Source organism: Fimbriimonadaceae bacterium (genome assembly GCA_019454125.1).
Lineage (GTDB): Bacteria > Armatimonadota > Fimbriimonadia > Fimbriimonadales > Fimbriimonadaceae > JALHNM01.
Window position 1 is genome coordinate 409357 of record CP075365.1, and the last position, 21145, is coordinate 430501.

Annotated in this window: 20 protein-coding genes and 1 tRNA gene; 9 read left to right on the forward strand and 12 right to left on the reverse strand. The window is 65.2% G+C overall.

Features of this window, described 5'->3' with window-relative positions; all coding sequences use genetic code 11:
• The first annotated feature begins 32 nt into the window (after window positions 1–32).
• On the forward strand, window positions 33–518 hold the full coding sequence (locus tag KF733_02095) for a hypothetical protein (protein ID QYK56277.1): 486 nt from the start codon (window positions 33–35) through the stop codon (window positions 516–518).
• 54 nt (window positions 519–572) lie between these two features.
• Here the strand turns inward: KF733_02095 and KF733_02100 are convergent, their stop codons facing one another.
• Window positions 573–2354, reverse strand: a complete 1782-nt coding sequence (locus KF733_02100; GenBank protein ID QYK56278.1) for an exo-alpha-sialidase — start codon at window positions 2352–2354, stop codon at window positions 573–575.
• Window positions 2355–2375: 21 nt separating this feature from the next.
• Complete coding sequence (locus KF733_02105) at window positions 2376–3068, reverse strand: tetratricopeptide repeat protein (protein QYK56279.1); 693 nt, start codon at window positions 3066–3068, stop codon at window positions 2376–2378.
• Between the two features lie 624 nt (window positions 3069–3692).
• Between KF733_02105 and metG the strand changes: the two genes are divergently transcribed.
• Entirely contained in the window at window positions 3693–5672 is a 1980-nt protein-coding gene (gene metG / locus KF733_02110; protein QYK56280.1) for a methionine--tRNA ligase, read from the forward strand.
• 274 nt (window positions 5673–5946) lie between these two features.
• The gene (locus tag KF733_02115) at window positions 5947–6639 is read left to right on the forward strand and encodes a GGDEF domain-containing protein (protein QYK56281.1); all 693 of its coding nucleotides are present in this window, start codon (window positions 5947–5949) and stop codon (window positions 6637–6639) included.
• Here KF733_02115 and KF733_02120 read toward each other — a convergent pair.
• Window positions 6593–6931 carry a YraN family protein gene (locus tag KF733_02120; GenBank protein ID QYK56282.1) on the reverse strand — a complete coding sequence of 113 codons (339 nt, stop codon included), beginning with the start codon at window positions 6929–6931 and terminating at the stop codon, window positions 6593–6595. The two genes, KF733_02115 and KF733_02120, sit on opposite strands and share 47 nt — an antisense overlap.
• Window positions 6910–7518, reverse strand: coding sequence for a ribonuclease HII (locus KF733_02125; GenBank protein QYK56283.1), 609 nt, complete (start codon window positions 7516–7518; stop codon window positions 6910–6912). Before KF733_02125 ends, KF733_02120 begins: the two co-directional genes overlap by 22 nt.
• Window positions 7519–7620: 102 nt before the next feature.
• On the opposite strand from KF733_02125, the gene KF733_02130 reads away from it, so the two are divergent.
• Window positions 7621–7697: transfer RNA gene (locus tag KF733_02130), tRNA-His, on the forward strand.
• A 34-nt stretch (window positions 7698–7731) separates the two neighbouring features.
• Here the strand turns inward: KF733_02130 and KF733_02135 are convergent.
• On the reverse strand, window positions 7732–8049 hold the full coding sequence (locus KF733_02135; protein ID QYK56284.1) for a hypothetical protein: 318 nt from the start codon (window positions 8047–8049) through the stop codon (window positions 7732–7734).
• 56 nt (window positions 8050–8105) lie between these two features.
• Here KF733_02135 and pnuC point away from each other — a divergent pair, with 56 nt between their 5' ends.
• Window positions 8106–8747: a nicotinamide riboside transporter PnuC gene (pnuC, locus tag KF733_02140; protein QYK56285.1), complete on the forward strand. Its 642-nt coding sequence runs from the start codon at window positions 8106–8108 to the stop codon at window positions 8745–8747.
• Here pnuC and asnS read toward each other — a convergent pair.
• Window positions 8744–10147 carry an asparagine--tRNA ligase gene (gene asnS, locus KF733_02145; protein QYK56286.1) on the reverse strand — a complete coding sequence of 468 codons (1404 nt, stop codon included), beginning with the start codon at window positions 10145–10147 and terminating at the stop codon, window positions 8744–8746. The two genes, pnuC and asnS, sit on opposite strands and share 4 nt — an antisense overlap.
• 143 nt (window positions 10148–10290) lie before the next feature.
• Between asnS and KF733_02150 the strand changes: the two genes are divergently transcribed.
• The 3 genes from KF733_02150 to KF733_02160 all read left to right on the forward strand — a co-directional run bounded on the left by KF733_02150 (window position 10291) and on the right by KF733_02160 (window position 13202).
• Window positions 10291–10647 (forward strand): hypothetical protein, encoded by a 357-nt coding sequence (locus KF733_02150; protein ID QYK56287.1) that lies wholly within the window; start codon window positions 10291–10293, stop codon window positions 10645–10647.
• 135 nt (window positions 10648–10782) lie between these two features.
• Window positions 10783–11463: a hypothetical protein gene (locus KF733_02155; GenBank protein QYK56288.1), complete on the forward strand. Its 681-nt coding sequence runs from the start codon at window positions 10783–10785 to the stop codon at window positions 11461–11463.
• Between the two features lie 11 nt (window positions 11464–11474).
• Window positions 11475–13202, forward strand: a complete 1728-nt coding sequence (locus KF733_02160; GenBank protein QYK56289.1) for an exo-alpha-sialidase — start codon at window positions 11475–11477, stop codon at window positions 13200–13202.
• A gap of 67 nt (window positions 13203–13269) precedes the next feature.
• Here the strand turns inward: KF733_02160 and fahA are convergent, their stop codons facing one another.
• Complete coding sequence (fahA, locus tag KF733_02165) at window positions 13270–14520, reverse strand: fumarylacetoacetase (GenBank protein QYK56290.1); 1251 nt, start codon at window positions 14518–14520, stop codon at window positions 13270–13272.
• The gene (locus KF733_02170; protein QYK56291.1) at window positions 14517–15422 is read right to left on the reverse strand and encodes a hypothetical protein; all 906 of its coding nucleotides are present in this window, start codon (window positions 15420–15422) and stop codon (window positions 14517–14519) included. The genes fahA and KF733_02170 overlap by 4 nt, the downstream gene beginning before the upstream one ends.
• Window positions 15423–15488: 66 nt before the next feature.
• Here KF733_02170 and KF733_02175 point away from each other — a divergent pair, with 66 nt between their 5' ends.
• Entirely contained in the window at window positions 15489–16055 is a 567-nt protein-coding gene (locus KF733_02175; GenBank protein ID QYK56292.1) for a response regulator, read from the forward strand.
• A gap of 52 nt (window positions 16056–16107) precedes the next feature.
• Here KF733_02175 and KF733_02180 read toward each other — a convergent pair whose 3' ends face one another.
• The 4 genes from KF733_02180 to ccsA form a co-directional block, all read right to left on the reverse strand.
• Complete coding sequence (locus tag KF733_02180; GenBank protein ID QYK56293.1) at window positions 16108–16593, reverse strand: Hsp20/alpha crystallin family protein; 486 nt, start codon at window positions 16591–16593, stop codon at window positions 16108–16110.
• A 117-nt stretch (window positions 16594–16710) separates the two neighbouring features.
• Complete coding sequence (locus KF733_02185; GenBank protein ID QYK56294.1) at window positions 16711–19812, reverse strand: PD40 domain-containing protein; 3102 nt, start codon at window positions 19810–19812, stop codon at window positions 16711–16713.
• A 44-nt stretch (window positions 19813–19856) separates the two neighbouring features.
• On the reverse strand, window positions 19857–20294 hold the full coding sequence (locus KF733_02190) for a hypothetical protein (GenBank protein QYK56295.1): 438 nt from the start codon (window positions 20292–20294) through the stop codon (window positions 19857–19859).
• A gap of 105 nt (window positions 20295–20399) precedes the next feature.
• Window positions 20400–21140 (reverse strand): cytochrome c biogenesis protein CcsA, encoded by a 741-nt coding sequence (gene ccsA / locus KF733_02195; protein QYK56296.1) that lies wholly within the window; start codon window positions 21138–21140, stop codon window positions 20400–20402.
• Window positions 21141–21145: the final 5 nt, after the last annotated feature.

Below are 21145 nucleotides of genomic sequence, written 5' to 3' on the forward strand. Positions count from 1 at the left end.
CACGCCGCATTCAGGTCACGGGCATCTCCAGCGTGGGAAAATCCACTCTGGCCCGGGCTCTGAGCGACCGCCTCGGCATCCCCCTCGTGGAACTCGACGAGATCTATTGGGACCCCGGCTGGACGCCGAACCCTGATCGCATGTCCGCGGTCATGGCGGAGGTCGCCCAAGAAGACGAGTGGATCGTGTCGGGGAGCTATTCGAAGTTCCGCCACATCTGGGCCAGCCGCCTCGACGCCCTGGTCTGGCTGGACTTTCCTATCCACATCCCCCTGGGACGCTGCCTTCTGCGGTGTGTCCGGCGGGCGGTGTCCGGCGAGACCGTGTGCAACGGCAACCGCGAGAGCCTAGCGAACACCTTCTTCAGCCGCAAGTCGCTCTTGCTGTGGATCGTGACCCAACACCGCCGAAACCGGCAGTCGACCTTGGCGCTGGCCGAGGCCCTGGAAGCCGAGGGCAGGGTCGTGGTGCGGCTGGGCTCGCCCCGGGCCACGAAGGAATGGCTCGGAAGCCTTTGAACAAGGGGCGTGGCGCGCACCCCCAAGAGCGAGGGTGCGCGCCTGCGAGTCGCGCTATCTCCGCCCGTTAACGTGGAACCGGTCGATCCTCGCCGTCCAGTTCGGCCCTGCGAGGATGCCGCTTTGGCGCCAACCCACGCGAGCCCTCACAGTCCGGGTCGCCGCATCGAAGAAGCGGGCGGGACTCGCCCCCGCGGGAACCGTGATGCGCGTCTCGGTCCCCGATGCCGAGCGGGTGTCGATCGTCTCCCACTGGTTCGTCTGCACGTTGAGCAGCTCGATCTTCTGGGTGATGGAGGAAGGCGGCACGGCCGTGACCGAGCTCGTCAAGTCCACCTCGAGCGAAGCGACCTGGGTCACACCGGTGACGAAGGTCGCCGTGCACCCCGCGTTCGGGCCGGTCGGGCCAAAGGCCGGAGCGTTCCGGACCTCGAAGCGGTTCCCATCGGTCTGGCAGAGCGAGTCCACGTTCCCCGCGATCTGGATCCCCCCGTTCGTGCCGGCCACCGTCGGCGCCGTGAACGGGTTGATCACAACATTGACGTAGCTGTCCGGATCGTTGTTCGGCCAGCTGGCGACGTAGTTGGGATAGACGCGCTGGCCGCCCCAACCCATGCCGAGATAGTCGCCGTAGAACGCCATGGCCCGGTTAAGGCCGTCGTTCATCATGTCGAACTTGAAGTTCGTCAGGATCTCGCGCGACCACGTCGCCCCTTGGTCGTCGCTGTAGGAGTAGTAGGCCTCCGTGATGCAGCTTGCCGTGTTGTTGTCGTTTTGGGGCGTCGACTCGGTGCTGTAGTAGAGCAAGTGGATGCGGCCCGTGCGGTCCACCTCGACCCAGGGGAAGAAGTGGTCTCGGCTGATGCTCGTGTTGCGGAAGAGCGGCGCGGGAGAGGTGAAGGTCGCCCCGCCGTCCGTCGACTTCTGGAAGAAGAGGTCGCAGTTCCGGTTCGAGCCGACCAGGTTGCCCGAGTCGGGCGAGACCGCATAGACCGCGCCCGTCACGGGGTCCACCGCGATCGACGGAATGGCGGGCACGCGGAAGTTGCCCGGGATAATCGGGCAGTCCTCGGTCCCCCAAGTCCCGACGCGGGTCAGCAGGGTCTGGGCGGCCAGGTAGCTGACTCCCCCGTTGGTGCTGCGCCGGAGCTGGAACGTTTGGTTCGAGAAGTTCCAGAAGGAGACGTAGACGTTGCCCTCCGGCCCGACACGGGGGTTGAAGCCCAGGCCCGAGCCGAGCGAGACCGGCGCCAGCCAGGTCAAGCCCAGGTCGTTCGACCGTGCCACGCCAAGGTTGTAAGCCACGTAGAGCCGCGTGCTGTTCGGATCGCCGGGGACGATCCCGGCGGCGCCCCAAACCTTGTCTGTGCCGCCGTTCGCCTGCACCATGACCGGTGCGTCGAATGCGTTCACTCCAGGGGTCTTGCGCGCGAGGTAGACGCCGCCGTTACTCGCAAAGCTGATCGCTCCGGCCCATGTGTTGCCGGTGCGGTAGTCGTAGATCGTGAACGGGTCCCCTTCGACGCCGGACCGGTTCGCAGTTGGCGGGCGCAGGGTGAAGTCGGCCCAAGTGGCGCCGCCGTCCGAGCTGACGCCGACGCCACAACGGATCACTTCGGACCCGGTGCTCTCGCTCCAGTCGTTCCAGGACGTGACGATCTCGTTGCCTAGGGCGCCCACCGAGGCCGCGCTCATCTCGTTCGCGGCGAAGGTGCCCCTGCCCGTGTCCGTCCGGACAGGCGGGCCGATTAAGACGGACTGGGCCGAGACAAGGCCGGCGCAAGTCGCGAGTGCGGCCGTGAGAAGTCGGCGGCGGGTGGATAATCTTCGTTCCATAGTGCGTTCAGTCCCCTTGCCTCACGGCTTGGTGGTGCCGGCCTCCGACCGGACGAGGTCCTTGAAGTGCGCGGGCACCGCGCCGCCGAGCCTCTCACAAGCCTCGATGTGCTTGAGGGCGCCATGGGCGTCACCGCGGTAATAGGTGGCGATGGCCAATCGGTCGTGGGCCTCCGCAATGGTTCCGTCCACCGCGAGGAGGGCGCTCCATGCCGCGACCGTCGCCTCGGCGTCGCCCTTGGCGTCGACGAGCCTGGCCCAGGCCAGGCGGGCGTCCAGGTTCTTCGGCGAGAGCGAAACGGCGGTGCGGACCGCAGCCTCGGCCTCGGCGCTGCGGCCCTTCGGCACCAGCGCTTGGGCGAGGCCGAGGTAAGTCTCCGCCCGCCCAGGGGCCACGATGACCGCCTTCTTATAGGCCTCGATCGCGGCAGGGAAGTCGTTGGTCTCGAAGACGCGGTCGGCTTCGGCGGCAAGTCGTGCGCCGTCGGCGAGCGATCCGCGCGGGGCGATCTTGGCCGCCTCGGCCGTGAGCGTCACTTTGCCGGTAGAGAAGTCGAGACCGCGCAGAGCATCGCGCATGCGTGCCTCCTTGTAGTTCTCGATCGGGCTGGCGCCTCCGCCGCCCGTCTCCTCCGATCCTAAGTTTGTCCTTAAAAAGCAGCCGGCGAGCGCGGCCGCGGCAGCCGCCGCCGCCGTCCATCGTATCCAGTTCATGTTAGGTTCCTGCACCAGACTTGGCCACAAGGCAGGGCTTAGCCCCTGCCCCCAAGCCCCGTCCTCATTGATCCTACAACAGACGGGGGTCGAAAGGTCACGTTTTATTGCAAGGATATTCACTGGGAATCGCTGAATCCCCGCCCCGGGGACTGTAGCCGCAGGTTGTCCGTCGCATGCGCCAGCAGGCGACAGACCCTGCGAAGAAAGCGGGAACTCTCGGGAGCGCAGGGTCCCTCCGGGCGGCTGACGCCGACCTCCGAACAGCCTGCGCCTACGGGTCGCCATGAACCCGGGTCTGCAAACCTGTAGCCGCAGGTTGTCCGTCGCATGCGCCAGCAGGCGACAGACCCTGCGAAGAAAGCGGGAACTCTCGGGAGCGCAGGGTCCTCCGGGCGGCTGACGCCGACCTCCGAACAGCCTGCGCCTACGGGTCGCCACGAACCCGGGTTTGCAAACCTGTAGTCGCAGGTTGTCCGGCCCATACGCCAGCAGGCGACAGACCCTGCGAAGAAAGCGGGAACTCTCGGGAGCGCAGGGTCCCTCCGGGCGGCTGACACCGACCTCTGAACAGCCTGCGCCCACGGGGCGGGGAGGGTGGGAGAAGTACACTTGAGTTCCGCCATGCCCAAGCGCTATTACGTCACGACCCCGATCTACTACGTGAACAGCACGCCCCACGTCGGGCATGCGCTCACGATGCTCGTCTGCGACGTCGAGAAGCGCTATCGGCGGATGCAGGGCGACGAGGTCGTGTTCCTCACCGGCACCGACGAGAACGGGCTGAAGGTGAAGGAGGCGGCGGAGGCAGCGGGGGAGGATCCGATGGTCTTTGTGGACCGGATCAGCCAGACGTTCCGCGACGCGGCGAGCCTTCTCGACATCGACTACGACGTCTTCATGCGGACGACCTCGCCCGAGCATAAGCGGGCGGCACAGCGGCTCTTCGAGATCTTGCGAGAGAACGGGCATATCTACACGGACACGTACGAAGGCTGGTACGACGTGAGCGCAGAGACCTTCGTCAAGGAGAGCGACCTCGTCGACGGTAAGAGCCCGGACGGCAACGAAGTGCGGTGGGTGAGCGAGGAGAACGACTTCTTCCGGCTCTCCGCCTTCGGCGATCGGCTGCTGGAGAAGATCGAGGGCGACCCGCAGTTCCTGCTCCCCGAGGGGCGGCGGAACGAGGTCGTGAGCTTCATCAAGCAGGGGTTGCGCGACCTTTGCGTCACGCGGGCGAACCCAGGCTGGGGCATCCCCGTGCCGGGCGACGAGTCGAAGGTCATCTACGTCTGGTTCGACGCCCTGATCAACTACCTCGCCGCGACCGGCTGGCCGGACGCGACGGACTGGGACCAGACCTGGCCCGCCGACGTGCACTGGATGGCCAAGGAGATCTTCACGCGGTTCCATGCGACGCTCTGGCCCGCGATGCTGATGGGTGCGGGACTGCCGCTACCGAAGTCGGTCGTGGCGCACGGCTGGTTCACCTTCAACGACGCGAAGATGAGCAAGTCCAAGGGGAACGTTCTGCGCTCCGAGGAGCTCGTCGCCTTCTTCGAGGAAGCAGGTTGTGAGCGGCGGCTTGCCGTAGACGCGTTGCGCTTCTGCCTGGCCCGGCTGCTGCCTTTCGAGAGCGACACAAACTTCACCATGTTCGAAATCGAGCGGACGTACAACACCGACTTGGCCAACGACCTCGGCAACGCCCTCAACCGGTCGCTGAGCATGGCCCATAAGTTTGTTGCCGGAAAGGTGCCGGACGCGGACGTCGAGCCGGAGGCGCTGGAGGCGGTGGCGAGCGCCAAAGCGGCGGTCGAGAAGGGCATGGACGCGCACCGCCTGGACGAGGCCCTCGACTCAGCGATGAAGGTCGTGCAGTTCCTGAACAAGCAGATCGACACCTGGGCGCCCTGGGCGCTGGCCAAGGCGGGCGACCCGAGGCTTGGGCCCGTCGTGAAGTCAATGGTCTACTGCCTTTACGCCTCGGAAGGGCTGCTCCGGCCGTTCGTCCCAGGCGCTTCAGACGCGGTGGCGGCGCAGCTGGGACTCGCTCCGACCCTTTCCTGGGCCCAGGTGGGCAATGAGGGCCGGATCCCGGCCGGACACGACCTGGGTACGCCGAAGCCGATGTTCCCGCGCCTTGAGAAGAAGCCCGGACCGCCCGTCTCCCCCCCCAACCCCCCCCTCAGTTCCGCGGGGCACGAACCATCCCCTCAGAACCGAGGGGGGGGCTCCGGAGAAAAGCCCACCAAGAAGGCGAAGTTCGAGCCGCCCGCCGAGATCGAGATCACGGACGTGATGAAGGTGAAGCTCCAGATCGGCCGGGTGATCGAGGCGGAGCCCGTCCCCGGCAGCGAAAAGCTCCTGAAGCTCGGGGTGATGATCGGCGAGGAGCGGAGGCAGATTTTGGCGGGGATCGCCAAGCGTTACAAACCCGTCGATATGGTCGGCCGGCAAGTCGTGGTGGTCGCCAACCTCAAGCCCGCTAAGCTGATGGGAATGGAGAGCCAGGGCATGCTCTTGGCCGCCGACGACGTCGACGGCACCGCGATCCTTCTTGAACCTGAAAGAGAGGCTCCCGAAGGGGCGCACGTCCATTAAGACATCCGCCCTACGGCACTCAACGAAAGCCGACGTAATAAACGTCTAACTGCAGAGACCTCGTTAATGGCTTTCGACACGAAGACGACGGACTCCCCTGCGGGAAGTCGGGAATGCCGGGCGTTGCTCCAACCGGACGACGTCGCCTTTCTCCTTGCCGAATGCCAGCAAGGGGTCTACGTCTCCGATTCCCGTGGCACCGTGCGGTTCGCGAACCCGGCCCTCTTGGCTTGGACGGGGGCGTCGTGCCTGGAGGGCGAGCGTCCACACGTTCTTGGAACGGGTCGGACTGGACGCAGAGCTCATTTCGAAGTCGGGCCAGCGACGCCAGGTGCGCATCGCGAGACGCCTGCTCTCTGACGGGTCCGAGCTCGGGATCGTCACCGACATGTCGATCTCCGGCAGTCTGGGCACGGCTTTGGTCGAGGAAATGCGACGCATGACCCGGCTTGCCGAGGAAGACCCGGTCACCGGGCTGCTCAACCGCCGCGCCTTCAACGAAGGGCTTCGGAGGCTCGAAGAGAGCAGCGGCGGCGACTATGGCGTGATCGTGGTGGACATGGACCAGTTCAAGAAGATCAACGACACGCACGGGCACGTGGCCGGCGATGCGGCCCTGAAGATTTTTGCGGAACGGCTCCGCCAATCGTTGCGCGGCCACGACTTGCTCGCTCGGTTTGGCGGCGACGAGTTCGCGGCCCTCTTGCCGGAGATCGGCGAGGGCGACCTCATCGAGACGGCGGAACGCCTGCGCCACGTGCTGAAAGTCGAGGCCATCGTCGAAGGCACGGCCCTGCACCTGGACGCGACGCTGGGCTATGCCCACGCGACCCCCAACCCCCACACCGTCTTCAAGCGGGCGGACGCAAGCATGTACCGGGCGAAACGACGCAAGAAGCAACTCGCACGGGCGGCGACGCTTAACCCCGGAACGAGCCCGGATAGTGCCGAATCGCTTCCGGCGTGACTGCGATGAAATCGTAGCGCGTCGGACGGTCGGCCGAGCCAGACTTGGCCAGATATTCCTCCACAGCGGCATGGAAGCGGCGCTCCTTGGTCGCGTCTAGGGCGGCCTCGGGTATCCCGCGCTCGCGGAACTTCACCTCGACGAAGACGAGCGTCTCCCCATCCAGCGCGATGATGTCGATCTCGCCGGAGCGGGTCTTCACCCTGCGGGCGACCAATGAGTAGCCCATGTCCAAAAGGTGCTGCGCCGCCCTGTCCTCGTGCTGGGCCCCTAGTCGACGAAGGTTAGGCATGGTTGCTCGATCATCTCCCGGATGCGGGTGAATGAGCGGCGATGGATCGGGCAGGGCCCGTGCGCTCGCAGGGCCTCGAGGTGCTCCGGTGTCGGATAGCCAAAGTGGCGCTCGAAGCCGTACTCCGGATAGAGCCCGCCCATCTCCGCCATGTACTGGTCGCGTGCGGTCTTGGCCAGGATGGACGCAGCCGCGATCGCGGCGTTCTTTCCGTCTCCGCCCACGATCGCCTTGCACTCACAGGGCGCACCGGGAGGCACGATGTTGCCGTCGACGACCGCCTTCTTGGGACACGGTTGGAGCTTGGCCAGGGCGCGAGCCATCCCCGTCATCGAGGCCCAGAGAATGTTGAGGTCATCAACCTCGGCGACGTCGATGAACTCCACCGCCCAACACGCGGAACCGGTGCGGATGCGCTCCGCCAGCTCAAGCCGCCTGTCAGGGTCGAGGCGCTTGGAATCGTCGATGCCTTCCGCGTCGAATCCGCGCCGGAGCACCACCGCCGCGCAGACCACCGGGCCGGCAAGGGGGCCTCTTCCTGCCTCGTCACAGCCGGCTACCCCGGGTCGGAACGGCAAGCACGGCATCTTCTCGGAAGTATGGACGAAGCTCGGGAGGGCGAAGCCCCAGGGGCAAAGGGCCGGTCTCTCGCCCCTGGGTTCTAACGGATATACTCACTCACCCACACGGCGGCGGTAGCTCAGTAGGTTAGAGCGCCAGATTGTGATTCTGGAGGTCGCGGGTTCGAGACCCGTTCGCCGCCCCAACGACAGTTCGTCAGTCCCGTCAGTCGAAGACCGTCAGTCGCTCTCCGCTTGGTCGAGACTGCTTCCCCCGCCTTGGGCGGCGGCATTCCGGGCCGCGTCCTTAGCCGCTTGGCCGACTCCGCCCCCGCCACCGCTGCCTGCGCCCTGGACATTCTCGGCGCCGGTCACGGGGGCCACGCCTCCCGCCCCACCGGTCTGAATCTGCACCGTGCCCCCGCTGGAAGCGGGCGGCGCGCTCTCTCCCATGGCCGGATGCTCGACTTCGACCTCGCCAGAAGGCTCGCCCCCGTTGGTTTGGCAACCGACGCCGCAAACCAGCAAGAGGAGGCCACAGGCCCAAGCGCGTTTCATTGTCGGGACTTTACTCGGTCCGCCGACCTCGCGGACACTTCGGTAACGTGGCCGGGATGGGGCGCTTGTGGGTCGGGCTTGGGGTCGCACTCAGCGCGGTCTTCGTTTGGGCGTGCGCGACTTTTCCTTTCCTGGAGACAGGGTGGGCGGAGGCGGTTGCGTTCGTCTTCGCGGCGTGGTGGATCGTCTTGCTCGTGCGGCAGAACGTATGGAACTGGGCGTTCGCGATCCTCTCCTCGCTCATGTACGCTTACGTCTTTTATGAGTACAAACTCTTTGCTGACTCGGGACTGCAATTCGTTTACGTCGCGCTCAGCATTCTGGGATGGTACTGGTGGCTAAAGGGCGGCGAACAAGGCGAACACTTGCGCGTGAGGCGCACCTCTGGGTCGATGGCGTTGGGGCTTGCCATTTTTGTCGCGGTCGCGACGGGGTTGGGGTATGCGCGGCTCGCGCTCATTCCCGGGACTCTGCCGTTCTGGGACTCCCTGACGACCGGGCTAAGTTTGGCGGGCCAGTTCATGCAGGCACGCAAGCTTTATGAGAACTGGCACCTTTGGATCGTGACCAATTGCATGTACGTCGCGATCTACATCTATAAAGGTCTGGAGCTGACGTCGTTTCTGAGCCTTGTGCTCCTCGGGATGTGCTTCGCCGGCCTTAAAGAGTGGCGCGCCGCTATGAAGGCTACGGGTTAGAACTCGGCCGAGCCCGGCGTCCGGTGGAACGGGATCACGTCGCGGATGTTCTTCATCCCCGTGAGGTACATGATCAGGCGCTCGAACCCGAGGCCAAAGCCCGCGTGCGGTACCGATCCGAACCGGCGCAAGTCGAGATACCACCAGTATGCCGCCTTGTCCAAACCTTGCTCCTCGATCCGCTCCTCAAGTACGGCGAGCCTGTCTTCGCGCTGCGAGCCCCCGATCAGCTCCCCGATGCGCGGCACAAGGACGTCCATCGCGCGCACAGTCTTGCCGTCATCGTTGTTGTACATGTAAAAGGCTTTGATCTCGCGCGGATAATCGGTAAGGATCACAGGCCGCCCCACCTTCTTCTCAGTTAACCAGCGCTCATGCTCGCTCTGTAAGTCGCATCCCCAGCCGACCGGAAACTCAAAGTTTTCGCCGCTCGCTTCGAGCATCTTCACCGCCTCGGTGTAAGTCATCCGCTCGAAACCGCTCTCAACGACGTGCCGTAACGTCGTCAAGAGTTCGGGCTCGATCCTCTTATCGAAAAACTCAAGGTCTGCCGGGCAGTTCTCCATCACGTCCCCGATAACCTCGCGGACGAATTCCTCGGCAAGGTTCATGTCTCCTTCGATCGAGCAAAACGCCATCTCCGGCTCGATCATCCAGAATTCGGCGAGGTGGCGGGGGGTGTTCGAATTCTCCGCGCGGAAGGTCGGCCCGAACGTATAAACGTTCGTCATGCCAAGCGCGTAAGTCTCCACGTTTAGCTGGCCGCTGACCGTAAGGTACGCGGGCTTGCCGAAAAAGTCGTCGGCGAAGCTCGTGCTCTTGAGCCGCATCGTCGCCTCGCTCCCATGCCCGACCGCCTCGGCAAGGGTCGTGACCGCGAACATCGCGCCCGCCCCCTCGCAATCGCTCGCCGTGATGATGGGCGTGTGGATCCAGGAGAAGCCCCGCTTCTGGAAGAACTCGTGGACGGCCCACGCCGCCCGCGCCCGGATCCGCGTCACCGCGCCGAACGTGTTGCCGCGCATGCGCAAGTGGGCGATCTCGCGCAAGAACTCCATGGTCGCCCCCTTCTTCTGCAAGGGATAGCTGGCCGGGTCTGCCTCGCCATAAACCTCGACCGCAGTGGCCTTCAGTTCCACGGACTGGCCAGAGCCGGGCGACTCCACGATCTCGCCTTCGAAGCGGACCGAGGCGCCGGTCGTGACCTGGCGCATGGCCTCCTCCGGCAGCGTGCCCGCCTCCACCACCACCTGGAGGTCGGCGTAAGTCGACCCGTCGTTAAGCTGGACAAAGGCGACCCCTTTACTCTCGCGCTTGGTCTTCACCCAACCGAAGGCGGTGGCCAGAGTTCCGGGCGAAGCCGAGAAGAGGTCGGAAAGGCGCTGTCGCCGGTAGTCCATCGGGGCGCGATTTTACCGGTCGCCTCCCGCTCTCAGGAAGTTGTCAGGGTCCTTATGGCGTCCAAACGGAACATGCTTGCCGTGACCCGCACGGCAGCACCCGCCCAGCCTCGCTGGCGGGACGCTGGCAAGGAAAGCTGGAGGTGCCCCAATCCCTAGGGAACAGGCCGGAGGACAAACTCAGCGCGGCCGAAGCCATGAGCTTCGACCTGGAACTCAGGAAGGACAAGACCTTCTCCCTGCAGTTGGCGTTTTTCCCGATGGAGGGCGAGTGGAAGCTTTCGGGGAGCAAGCTGACCCTGACGCCGACCAAGCTCATGGGCATGGGCGCCAGGGCCGTGACCGAACACAACGGGGCCAGGATGAGCACCAAGACCGAGCCGTTGGAGTTGGCCGTCGCGCCAGACAGGTCGACCCTCACCCTCCGCGAAAAGAAGAAGGAAGGAGCGGGCGAGATCGTCTTCGTCCGCAACGGCGAGGGCGCGCTCGCCAAGCTGTAGAAAAACAGGCGCAATTACCAGATGGTGGCGGGAAGGGGGCGAATCTTCCCCGCCATGCACCGCGTTCGCGGCCTGATCCCCTTATACTGTCGCTGTGGCGGCGGCCCCTGGCCGCACGCTTATGGAGGGAGCTACATGAACAGACTTCTTGCCTTGTTGTTGCCGCTGGGGCTGGCGATCGCCGGCTGCGGCACCGGCGAAGTGGCGCGCATCCAGCCGCACGGCCGGGGCGGCGCCACCCCGGTCGAATCGCCCAAAGAGAAACTTGAGGAACAGCGGATGGCCGACGCCACCCGCGGGCTCGTGATCACGAACCTGGTCCGAACCCAGACAAACCAACCGGCGGACCGCGCCAAAGCCATCAACCTCACCGCCAAGGCGGACGAGGTCTACCAGATCGAGAACTCGTGGTTCCTCAGCGTCGGCGCCTACCGGGACGCGGTGCTTGCGGACCCCTCCTATGCCCCCGCCTATGTCGGGATGGGCAACGCGTTCCTCCTGGAAGGAAAGACCGACCACGCCAAGGCCGCCTACCGCACGGCGCTGGCCAAGGACGCCAAGAACTTGGAGGCCGGCTACCAGCTTGGCCTCGTGGCCCAGATGGACGGCGACTATCGCGGGGCCGTGGCCCAATGGCGCGGGGTCGTGTCCCTCACCCCGACCTATAAAGACACCTTCGCCCGCATGGCCTTGGCCAGCTACTTCGCGGAGGACTATGACGCCGCCTGGACTTACCTGAACAAGGCCAAGGGCCTGCGCCAAGACATACCCGCCCAGTTCGAGGGGCTGTTGCGCGAGGCTTCGAAGAAGGCGTGAGAGACAAGACCATGAACACGAGGCTTAACCTGACCCTTGCCCTGGCGTCCCTCGCGGCCGCTTCGGTCTTCGCCCAGGACCCGGTGGTCCCTGCGCCGGTGCGCATCACGCTGAACAACAGCGCGACCAATGACAACGAGACGACGGGCGCCGCCACCGCAGACGGCCTGGAAGTCGTCGGCGGCTTTAACGAGTACGTCCCTGGCGGGATACGCTCCGCGTTTCCCACGAGCAACGACGGAGGCCAGACGTGGACCCACGTCACCGTCCGGCCGCCCAGCGCGTTCCAGGCGACGGTCGAAGGCGACCCGATGACCGCCTACGACGCCCGGACCAACACGATCTGGGTCGGCGCGATGGCCTTCGCCTCGAACGGCGGCATCTACGTCGCCCGAAAGAACCCGGGGGCCAACACCTATCAGCCGGCCGTCATGGCCCGCATCAACGGCTCGGTCGACAAGGGCTGGATGGCGGCAGGGCCGCGTCCCGGGAACCCCAACACGACCCGGCTCTATTGCACATATAACCAAGGCGTCATTTGGTCGGACGACCTGGGCGCGACGTGGACCGCGCCCATCTCGCTCGGCTCCGGTCTCGGCTTCCTGCCCCGAATCGGCCCGAACGGCGAGCTTTACGCGACCTATTGGAACATCGGCACGGGCGTCGACTTCCGCCGCTCGCTCGACGGGGGCCAGACTTGGAGCGGAGCCATCCGCGCGGCCACCCGAATGGACGTTTGGAGCACGGAATCGCCCAACAGCCGCTTCGCGGGCGCCCACCGCGTGCCACCGCTCCATTCGATGGCGGTGAACCCGGTCGACGGCACCATCGCCATCGTCTACCCGGACACCACGAACATCGTGAACGGGAACCGGAACGTCGACCTCTACCTGGTGCGGTCGAGCAACCAGGGCACGACGTGGTCGACCCCGCAACGGCTGCCCTTCCGCGACCTGGCGACGATCGGCGACATGTACTTCCCGTGGGTGGAGTACACCAAAGACGGCCGGCTGCACCTCCTCGCGTTCGACTCGCAGTACGTCCAGCAGAACGACAACCCGAGCAACGGGTTTCTCGACCAAGACTACGCGTACAGTGACGACAACGGCGCGACCTGGGGCAAGTTCCGGCTGACCGCCCAGTCCTTCCGGAGCGACGCCGCGAGCCCCGCCTTCTTGGGCGACTACCTCGGGATGGGCATCAGCGACCGCTACGTCTATCCCATCCACCTCTCGACGATCACGGGCGAACCGGAAGGCTATACCAGCGTGATCTTCAACCCGAACGTGTTCCCGAACAATGTGCAGCTCTCGCGCGGCCAATTGGTCTCGGGCAACCTCGCCTCGATCCTCCGCAAGGACGGGAACCGGTACCTCGCCAACCCCGGCATCACTGTCAACAACAGTGAGTCGCCCGTGCAAATCGACGTCACCGGCAACTCGGTCATCGCGCCGGGCAGCAAACTGGAGCTCTTCCTCTGGACGAGCGGCAGCGCCACCGGCGTGCAGCAGAAGGTGCAGCTGCTCAACATCCAGACCCAGCAGTACGACACGGTGGACACGCGCCAGGTGACCCTGGCCGATTCCAACACAGTCGTTACGGTGAACGACCCCGTCCCCTACATCACGCCGGGCTCAGGGACGGTGCGCATGCGCCTCGCTTACCGCGCGAGCCAGCCGGTGCCCAACAACAACTGGGAAGTCCGGGTGGACCAGGCCATCTTCCGCGTCTTCCCGTAGGGCTCGGCCGGCAGACCAGACGCCTTCTCGCAAACCGTGGGAAGGCGTCTTCCCTTTCCTTGCGGCCCTAAGCGGTCACGTTGCCGGAGCAATCGCCGAACCCGACGAGGAATCCCTCGCCTTCGGCATAGGCCCGGATCGTCACGGTGTCGCCGTCTTCCAAGAACGTCCGCGTCTCGCCCGTCTCGTCGATAGTCAGGGGCTGCTGGCCCCTCCAGGAGAGTTCGAGCAGAGAGCCTGCCGTTCCCTCGTCGGGGCCGCTGATCGTGCCTGTCGCGTAAAGGTCGCCCGCCTGGATCGGCGTACCGTTCGAGGTCTGGTGGGCGATCTGCTGGCCTAGCGACCAGTAGAGGTGGGCCATGTTCGAGCGGCTTATCAGCTGCGGTTGCTTGGCCCTGGCCGTCTTAAGCCAAACTTCGAGTAGAACGTCGAAGTGCGGGCGGCCGTGCTCGCGCAGGTGAGGGAGCGGGGGCGGGTCTTGCGCCATGCCCTCGATGCGGAAAGGCTCCAGTGCGTCCAGTGTCACCACCCACGGCGAGACCGTCGTCGCGAACGATTTGCTGAGGAAGGGGCCGAGCGGCTGATACTCCCAGCGTTGCACGTCGCGCGCGCTCCAGTCGTTCACGATCACGAGGCCGAGGATGTGCCCTTCCGCCTTGCTCGTGGTGATCCTCTTGCCGTGCTCCTGCCCCTCGGCGATGTAGTAGCCCATCTCGAGCTCGAAGTCCAGCTCCTTTGTCGGGCCGAAGGCGGGCGCGTCCGCATCGGGCGCCTTGGTCTGGCCGCTCGGCCGCTGGATCTTCGTCCCGCTGACCACGACGCTGCTCGCGCGGCCGTTATAGCCGATCGGAACCCAGCGGTAGTTCGGCAGGAGCGGCGGCTGGTCCGGGCGGAACATCCGGCCCACGTTCTCCGCGTGGTGGATCCCGGAGTAGAAGTCGACGAACGCGGGAGGCGAGATCGGCACCATCATCTCCAGCTCCGCTCGCGGCACCATCACTTTCTTCCGCACCTTCTTGTCGTCGCGTAGGGCAGGGTTGTCCTCGCGCAGAAGGTCGTAAATCTCTCGACGGAGGTCGGAGAGCCCGCCCTGGTCGAGCTCGTCGAAGTAGGCGAGGAACGGGGTCGCTTCATCGAGAAGGCCGTGGGCGACCAGGCCCTGAAGGTCGATCGCCTGGTCGCCGATCGCCACGACGAGCCCCTCGCCGTTCTCGGGCGTCACGGCGAGCCCGAAGGGCAGGTTCTGGATCGGGAAGTGGGAAGTCGGCTCGACTTCCACCCAACTTCGAGCCTCGGCAGGAACGACGAACCGGCTCACGCCAGCGCCCCCTTCATCACGCCCATTCGGCGCAGCCCTTCGATCGGCTCCGAGACCGAGCACGAACCGAACCCGCCGAACACCCCCCAGAACTCCTCGATGCCGTCCAGGGTCAGGGTGTGGCCGCCGATCGTGGCCTTTTCCTCGAAGAAGGCGAACGCCTCCGCTTGCTCCAGGCCGAGCACTTCCTCGATCTCACGCTGGCTCAAGTCGTTCGTCACCGCCAGGGCCCCCGCACCCATCGCGTTGAGGAAACCGTGGCGCTTCACGTTCAGTTCGACGTCCAAATAGCGGAGCGGCTCGTGCAGGCCCGCAGTGAACTTGAACGGGGCCTCCAACGCGGCGACCTCGGCGATAAAAGCGGCCAAGTCTGCGACGGTTGGAAACTGGTCCGCAGACGTGCCACCCGTCCGGGCCTTGAAACCGACCTCGTCCCAGGCGGAAATCACCTCCTGCATCGCGTCCACCTGCCCTTCGCCGAACGGGACTTCGGCATAGATCGGAACTTCGCCGATCAGTTTCTCCAGCTTCTTGAGCGCGCCGCCTGCAGCGTGGGCGGCGGTCGGATCGACCCGCACTTCATAGCCCGCGACCTCAAGCCTCCCCGTCTCAGCCGCGGCCAAGACCAAGTCCGCGTCAGCCCGCACCCGGGCGCCAGGATCGGCCCCCAAAGGCGTGCCGATCACATCGACCGCCAGAACCTCTTCGTGCTCGCCCACGAGGCCCGCAAGGTCGGGAAGCGAGCCGACGCCGCAGACGAATCGGTTGACGATCCAGCCGTCCGGGCCGGAGAGCAGGGAGCGGTACTCCCGATAGGCGGTCGGCAGGTCGAGCTTCGCGGGAGGGAAGAGCCCAGCATAATCGATCGCCCCCTCGAGAAGGCCCCGCAATGTGGCGTTCATGGGGCCAGTCTATCCTTTTCCGGGCCGGTATCCTACGGGGCCACCGCTGGGCGGAGAGGCAGAACTATGCGCGTGCTCATCGCGGACGACGATCCTATCATTCGACTTGACCTCAAGCAGATGCTCGAGAACCTGGGTTACGAGGTGGTGGACGAAGCCGAGGACGGCGCCGCCGCCGTCGAAAAGGCGCGCGCGTTGCGGCCAGACGTGTGCGTCATGGACGTGAAGATGCCGAACATGGACGGCATCAAGGCCGCCGCCACCCTCACAGATGAGAACGTGACGCCCGTCGTGCTCCTCACCGCCTATTCCGACCGGGAGCTCGTGGAACAGGCCAAGGAAGCCGGGGTCTTCGGCTACCTGGTCAAGCCCTTCAAGCCCGGGGACCTTGCGCCCGCGATCGAAGTCGCCCGCGCCCGGTTCGAGCAGAACCAGCAACTCTTGACCCAGGTCACGGACTTGAACGAACGGATCGAGGCGCGCAAGGCGGTCGAGAGGGCGAAGGGCGTGCTGATGGAAAAGCACGGGATCAGCGAGGCCGAAGCCTACCGACGCATCCAGACCCAGTCGATGAACCAGCGCGTCTCAATGCGCGAGGTCGCGGACGCCGTCCTGATGGCCAAAGACGTGTGAGGGCCCCCTGGCAGGTGAGCCGGGGAGCCCTCGCGTCAGCGTTCCAAGCGCCTTAGTTGTTGCTCGGCTGGGCCGTCGCCGGCTTCACCGGAACCTTGATCGCGGCCGGCTTGCTCTCGACCGTCTTCGGGATCGTGACCGTCACGAAGCCGTTTTCGAAGGTCGCCTCGACCCTTTCGACGTCGACGTCCTCGGGCAAGCGGACCGAACGGGCAAAGGTGCCCGAGGTGATCTCGCGGCGATAAACCTTGGCGTCTTTGTGCTCCTCTTCGAAGCTGAGCTGGCCGCGGATAGAGAGGACGCGGCCCTCGATGGAGACCTCGACGTTCTCCGGTCGGACTCCGGGGACGCTGGCCCGCACCACGATGCTGCCCTCCTTCTCAAAGATGTCGATCGGCATGCCCGTGCCCTCCGGGGCGAAACGGCTGGCGTTCGCCCGGGTCGGGAAGAACGCGTCGAAGAGGCTCCCAAAGCGCTCCATATCGGCGACGGGGTCGAAAACGGTGATGCTTCGGTTTGGCATGGTTGAACTCCTCACATTATTATTATATGAGCGTTATGCGCTCAAGATTCCTGCGTCCTAGGCCCTCGATACCGAAAAACGAAAGGGGGCCAGGCATGGTGCCTGGCCCGGCTGCTCCGTTTTGAGTTCGACTTAGCGCCGCTCTCTGACCTTCATCAACTCCTGGACTGCCTTTTCCAGCATGGGGTCGCGGCCCGCCGCCCAGGCGTTCGGGTCGAAAGGCACCGGGAAGTCCGGCTTACGGCCGTTCTGCTCAAGGTTCTCGCCGTCGATGGTATAGGCCCCCGAAGCCGGGACCCGCACAGTGCCGCCGTCCCACAAGCTCAAGGAACTTGTCCCGATGACCCCGCCGGCGGTGTCCTCACCCACCACCGGGCCGAGCTTCATGCGGCGGAAGCCCTCGCTGAAGATCTCCGCGTTGCTGAACGAGTACTGGTTCGCAAGGCAGACGGCCGGCAATTCCAGCGCGTTGCCCCGGTAGCTGTTCTCACTCAGCTTCACCCCTGGCCGGTCCCTCGCCGTGCGGATGAGCCAGGGCTCCTTTCGCATGACGTTCAGGATGATGTGGCTTGTGAAGCCTCCGCCGTTATAGCGGACGTCGACGACCACCCCCTGCTTCCCGTCCAGCTCCGTTTGGATCTCGCCCAAGAACTGGTCGAGCGAAGGGGCGTCCATACCCCGGATATGGACATAGCCGAGCCTGTCGCCGCTTAACTTATTGACCGTGGCCCGGTTCCAGTCCACCCAGTCTTGGTAGGTGATGTTCGTCGAGATGCCCCGCGGGGCCGGCTTGATCGCGACCTCTACCAAGGCGCCACCCCGCCGCACACCGAGGACCACCTTGCGGCCAGCCTGGTTCTCCAGCATCGCGGCAAGGTTCGTCACGGGGGCGCCGTTCAGCGTCTCGATGACGTCCCCCGCCTTCAGCTCCGATCCCGGCTGCGAGGCCGGGGTGCGGTCATAGACCTTGGCGACCACGCACCTTCCCGAGCGTAGGACCTCCGCCGGGTCGAGTTCGATCCCCAAGTAAGCGGTCTGCTCGACCCTGGAACCGCGCGCGCCGCCAGGAGCCGACGCCCCCAGGTGCGAACTGTCCAGTAACTCCATCATCTCGGTCATCACGTCGTAGAACTCCTCGCGGCTCTGGACGTCCCGCACGATAGGCTCGAACTTGGCGCGGATGCCCGGCCAGTCCTTACCGTGGTGGGCGGGGTCGTAATACTGAACGTCCAAGGTACGCCATATCTCCTTGAACAAAGCGAGGTCTTCGGCGGCGGAATCGACGTCGAAGACGGCCCGGAACCCAATGGGACTGGCGGTTCCGCCCGAAGCGCCAATACTGTACAGCTTTCCGGCCTGGAGATAGTACAATTTCTTCTTGTCAGCGCTCAGTTGGAGGCCGGAGACCGGCCCTGTGACGCCTGCGAGCGGCTTGACCGTCCCCGTCGACAAGTCCACGGTGGAGAGCTGCCGGTCCACGTTCGAATAAACCGTGCGCCCCTCTGGGCCGGGCCAGACGGCGCTGGCATCGGTCGTGGTCACTTTGCGGCGCCGGTCCTTCAATCCGCGCGGCTCGACCGTGACCTTCACGGGCTCGTCCTCTTTCTTCGGCGGATCGGATTTGTCCAGGTCATCCTCGTCAAACTTGATTTCTTGCGGCTGCAAGTCGACGGCGTAGAGCGGCGAATCGCCGCCTCGCGCCTCGACAAAGTCAAGCCCCTCCACTCCCGGGAAAGCGACCGCCTTCCCGTCCGGGGTGAACCGGGGGAGCGACGCGCCCTTGCCGATTCTGGCCAGCTGGGTGGATCCACTGCCATCGGCCCGAGCGATCGCGACCTCGGTCGAACGGGCCAAGGATGCCCAGTAGACGAGCCATTCGCCGTCAGGCGACCAACTGAACTGAACGTCCCCGGAAAGCGAACTGGAAAAATCGGCCTCGACAACCTTGACCGGCGAGCCGCCCAGATCCGCCGCGACCACCATCAATCGCCGGTCCCCCAGGTGGTAGGCCACCTTCTTGCGGTCCGGGCTCGTCTGCGGACAGTTCATGTCGAGGGTCGGGTCGCTCAAGTAGGGCTTAACGTTCCCGTTCGCATCGACCGTCGCAAGTTCGCGCTTGCCGTTAGGTCCGGTGCGCACATAGAGAACGCGGTCGTCGTCCAGCCAGACGGGTTGGCCGTCGCGCGCCGGGTCTGTGGTCAGCCGTCGCGTCACACCGCCTTTCTCAGGGATCAGGAAAAGGTCGCCGCGAAGCTCGAACACGATCCTCTTGCCGTTCGGGGACACGGCAAAATCGGTCGCGCCCGTGGCGAGGTCGTAGCGGGAGACGGGGTCGCGGCCGGAATCCGCCGGCACCTCGACGTTGATCGGCGCCGCCTTGCCACTGCCGCTATTGAGCAGCCAAACCTGAGAATCGCGCTGGAACGTCATGAGCTTCCCATCGCGGCTCGCGGTCAGCTGGCGGACGGTGCCTTCCTTAAAGTTGGTGAGCCGCTTGGGCGCGCTCCCGCGGAGCGGCCCCATCCACACGTTGGGCGAGCCAGAACGGTTCGAGATAAAGGCGAGGGAAGTGTCGCCGATCCATACCGGGAAGAGGTCGTTGCCCTTGTCCGCCAGCACCATGCGATGGTTGCCGAGGGGCGCGCCGACGTCCGCGATCCAGATCTTGGCTGTGTTCGAACCCATGTGGCCGGGCTTCCGCCAGTTTCCGCTGGAGCCGCCCGAGTTATAGGCGACCATCTGGCCGTTCGGAGAGACGGCAGGGTTGTACTCAAGTTCGAGCGGATGGCCCGTCAACCTGGCCATATCGCGGCCGGGGCCCGACGTCGCAAAGAGGTCCATGCGGCCCCAGGCGTTGGTATAGCCATAGATCAGCTTGCCGTCCGGCGACCAAGAGGTCGGGTACTCGGTGGCGCTCTCGAAGGTCACCCGCTCTGGCGGGCCGCCCTCGGCGCCCATGCGAAAAACGTCGTTGCTGCCGAACCGATCGGAGGCGAAAGCGATCCACTTTCCGTCCGGCGACCAGCGCGGGAACGACTCGGTCGCGGGATGGACGGTGAGCCGTTGGGCACGGCCGCCCTCAGAAGGGGCCGTCCAAATGTCGCCCTGCCAGACGAAGGCGACGGTCTTGCCGTCCGGCGAGATCGCCGGGTCCGTGACGCGCTTGAGCTCGGCGGTCGAAAGAGGGGCCAGTGCGCCAGCAAAGGCGACAAGGGCGAGGCGCTTGAACACCATCGCCCTCTTTGTACTCCTTCTGGCGGCGCGAATGCGCCCGAACCTTACAGCTTCAGGTCCACGACGCCGCTGACCCCCACGCCGTCGACCGCCTTGATCGACTTCGGATCCTTCAGGTTCGTAGCGTTCTCGACCGGGATCAGTGCGCGGATCTTGATCTCGCGGCCGAAGATGTCCACCTCGGGGGCGGCGACGGCCGAAACTTTCTGGACGTTCTTCTTAGCGCCCATCACCTGCGCCGCGCCGATCGCGCCGCGCGTGTTCAGGCCGACCGTGATGATCGGAACGACCTTGGTGAAGTTCGAGTCCGTGTCCTTGTGGCCGGTCAAGCTGTTGAACTGCTTGTTAATGTCTGGCCCGAACTGCTTCACGGCAGCGCCGACCCCGATGATCTTGATGGCCTGCATGATCTGGGTCCCGGCGACGGCCGCGACGGCCAAACAAGCGACGATGGCGACGATTCTCTTGCTACGGGTGTTCATGGTCAATCCCTTTCAAGAATACGACGTCCCACCCCCGCGAGTAAGCGGGTCCGTTAACCTAAATTCGGGTGGCCGCCTGTGGGGTCGTAGCGCCGGAGCTTTGCCTTAGCGCTCCTTGCGTACAGCCACAGGGCGCACCACACCAGGATCGGGGGAGTGGCCACCGCCAGCATTGTCCAGTTCATAGTTCTCCTCGTAAGCGATTTGTGCCAGTCCCGCCTTCACCCGCAGGAGATAGACCATGCGGACGACCAGCGAGAGGGCGAGCAGGTTGCCATAGACGCCCAGCGAATACCACGTATCGAAGCCGCCCTTGGCGACCGTCTGCGACGGGTGGAAGGAAACTTGCTGCACCTGCGGCAGGCGCGGGAAGACGAAGATGAGGAAAAACGCTGGCAGCAGCATCAAAAGCGCATAGGCCGACGATGTGCCCGCCCGGCGAGCCTCGTCCGAGTGTCCGGCCCGCAGGGCGAGCGCCACCATGAACAGCATCATCACGATGAGGAACGAGGTCTGGCGCGGGTCCCATTGCCACCACTCGCCCCACTGCACCTTGCTGAAGAGCATGCCCGTGCTGAGCGCGAGCGCCCCGGTCAAGGCGCCTAGCTCGGTGGCCGCCGCCAGGCGCACGTCCCAGCCCCTCTCCCGGGTGCGCAAGTACTTGAACCCCAGATAGGCGGCGATCGCGATGAACGCCGTGCACGTGAGAGCGGCAGGCAGGTGGAAGAAGATGATCCTCGCCGTTGCCGGGTCGCGGAAGCCTTGGGCGTCCGGCGCCACGAAGCTATAGGCCGTCGTGACGGCCGCGAGAACGAAGGCGAAGATTCGCCAGGGGGTTCCCTTCACGTCAG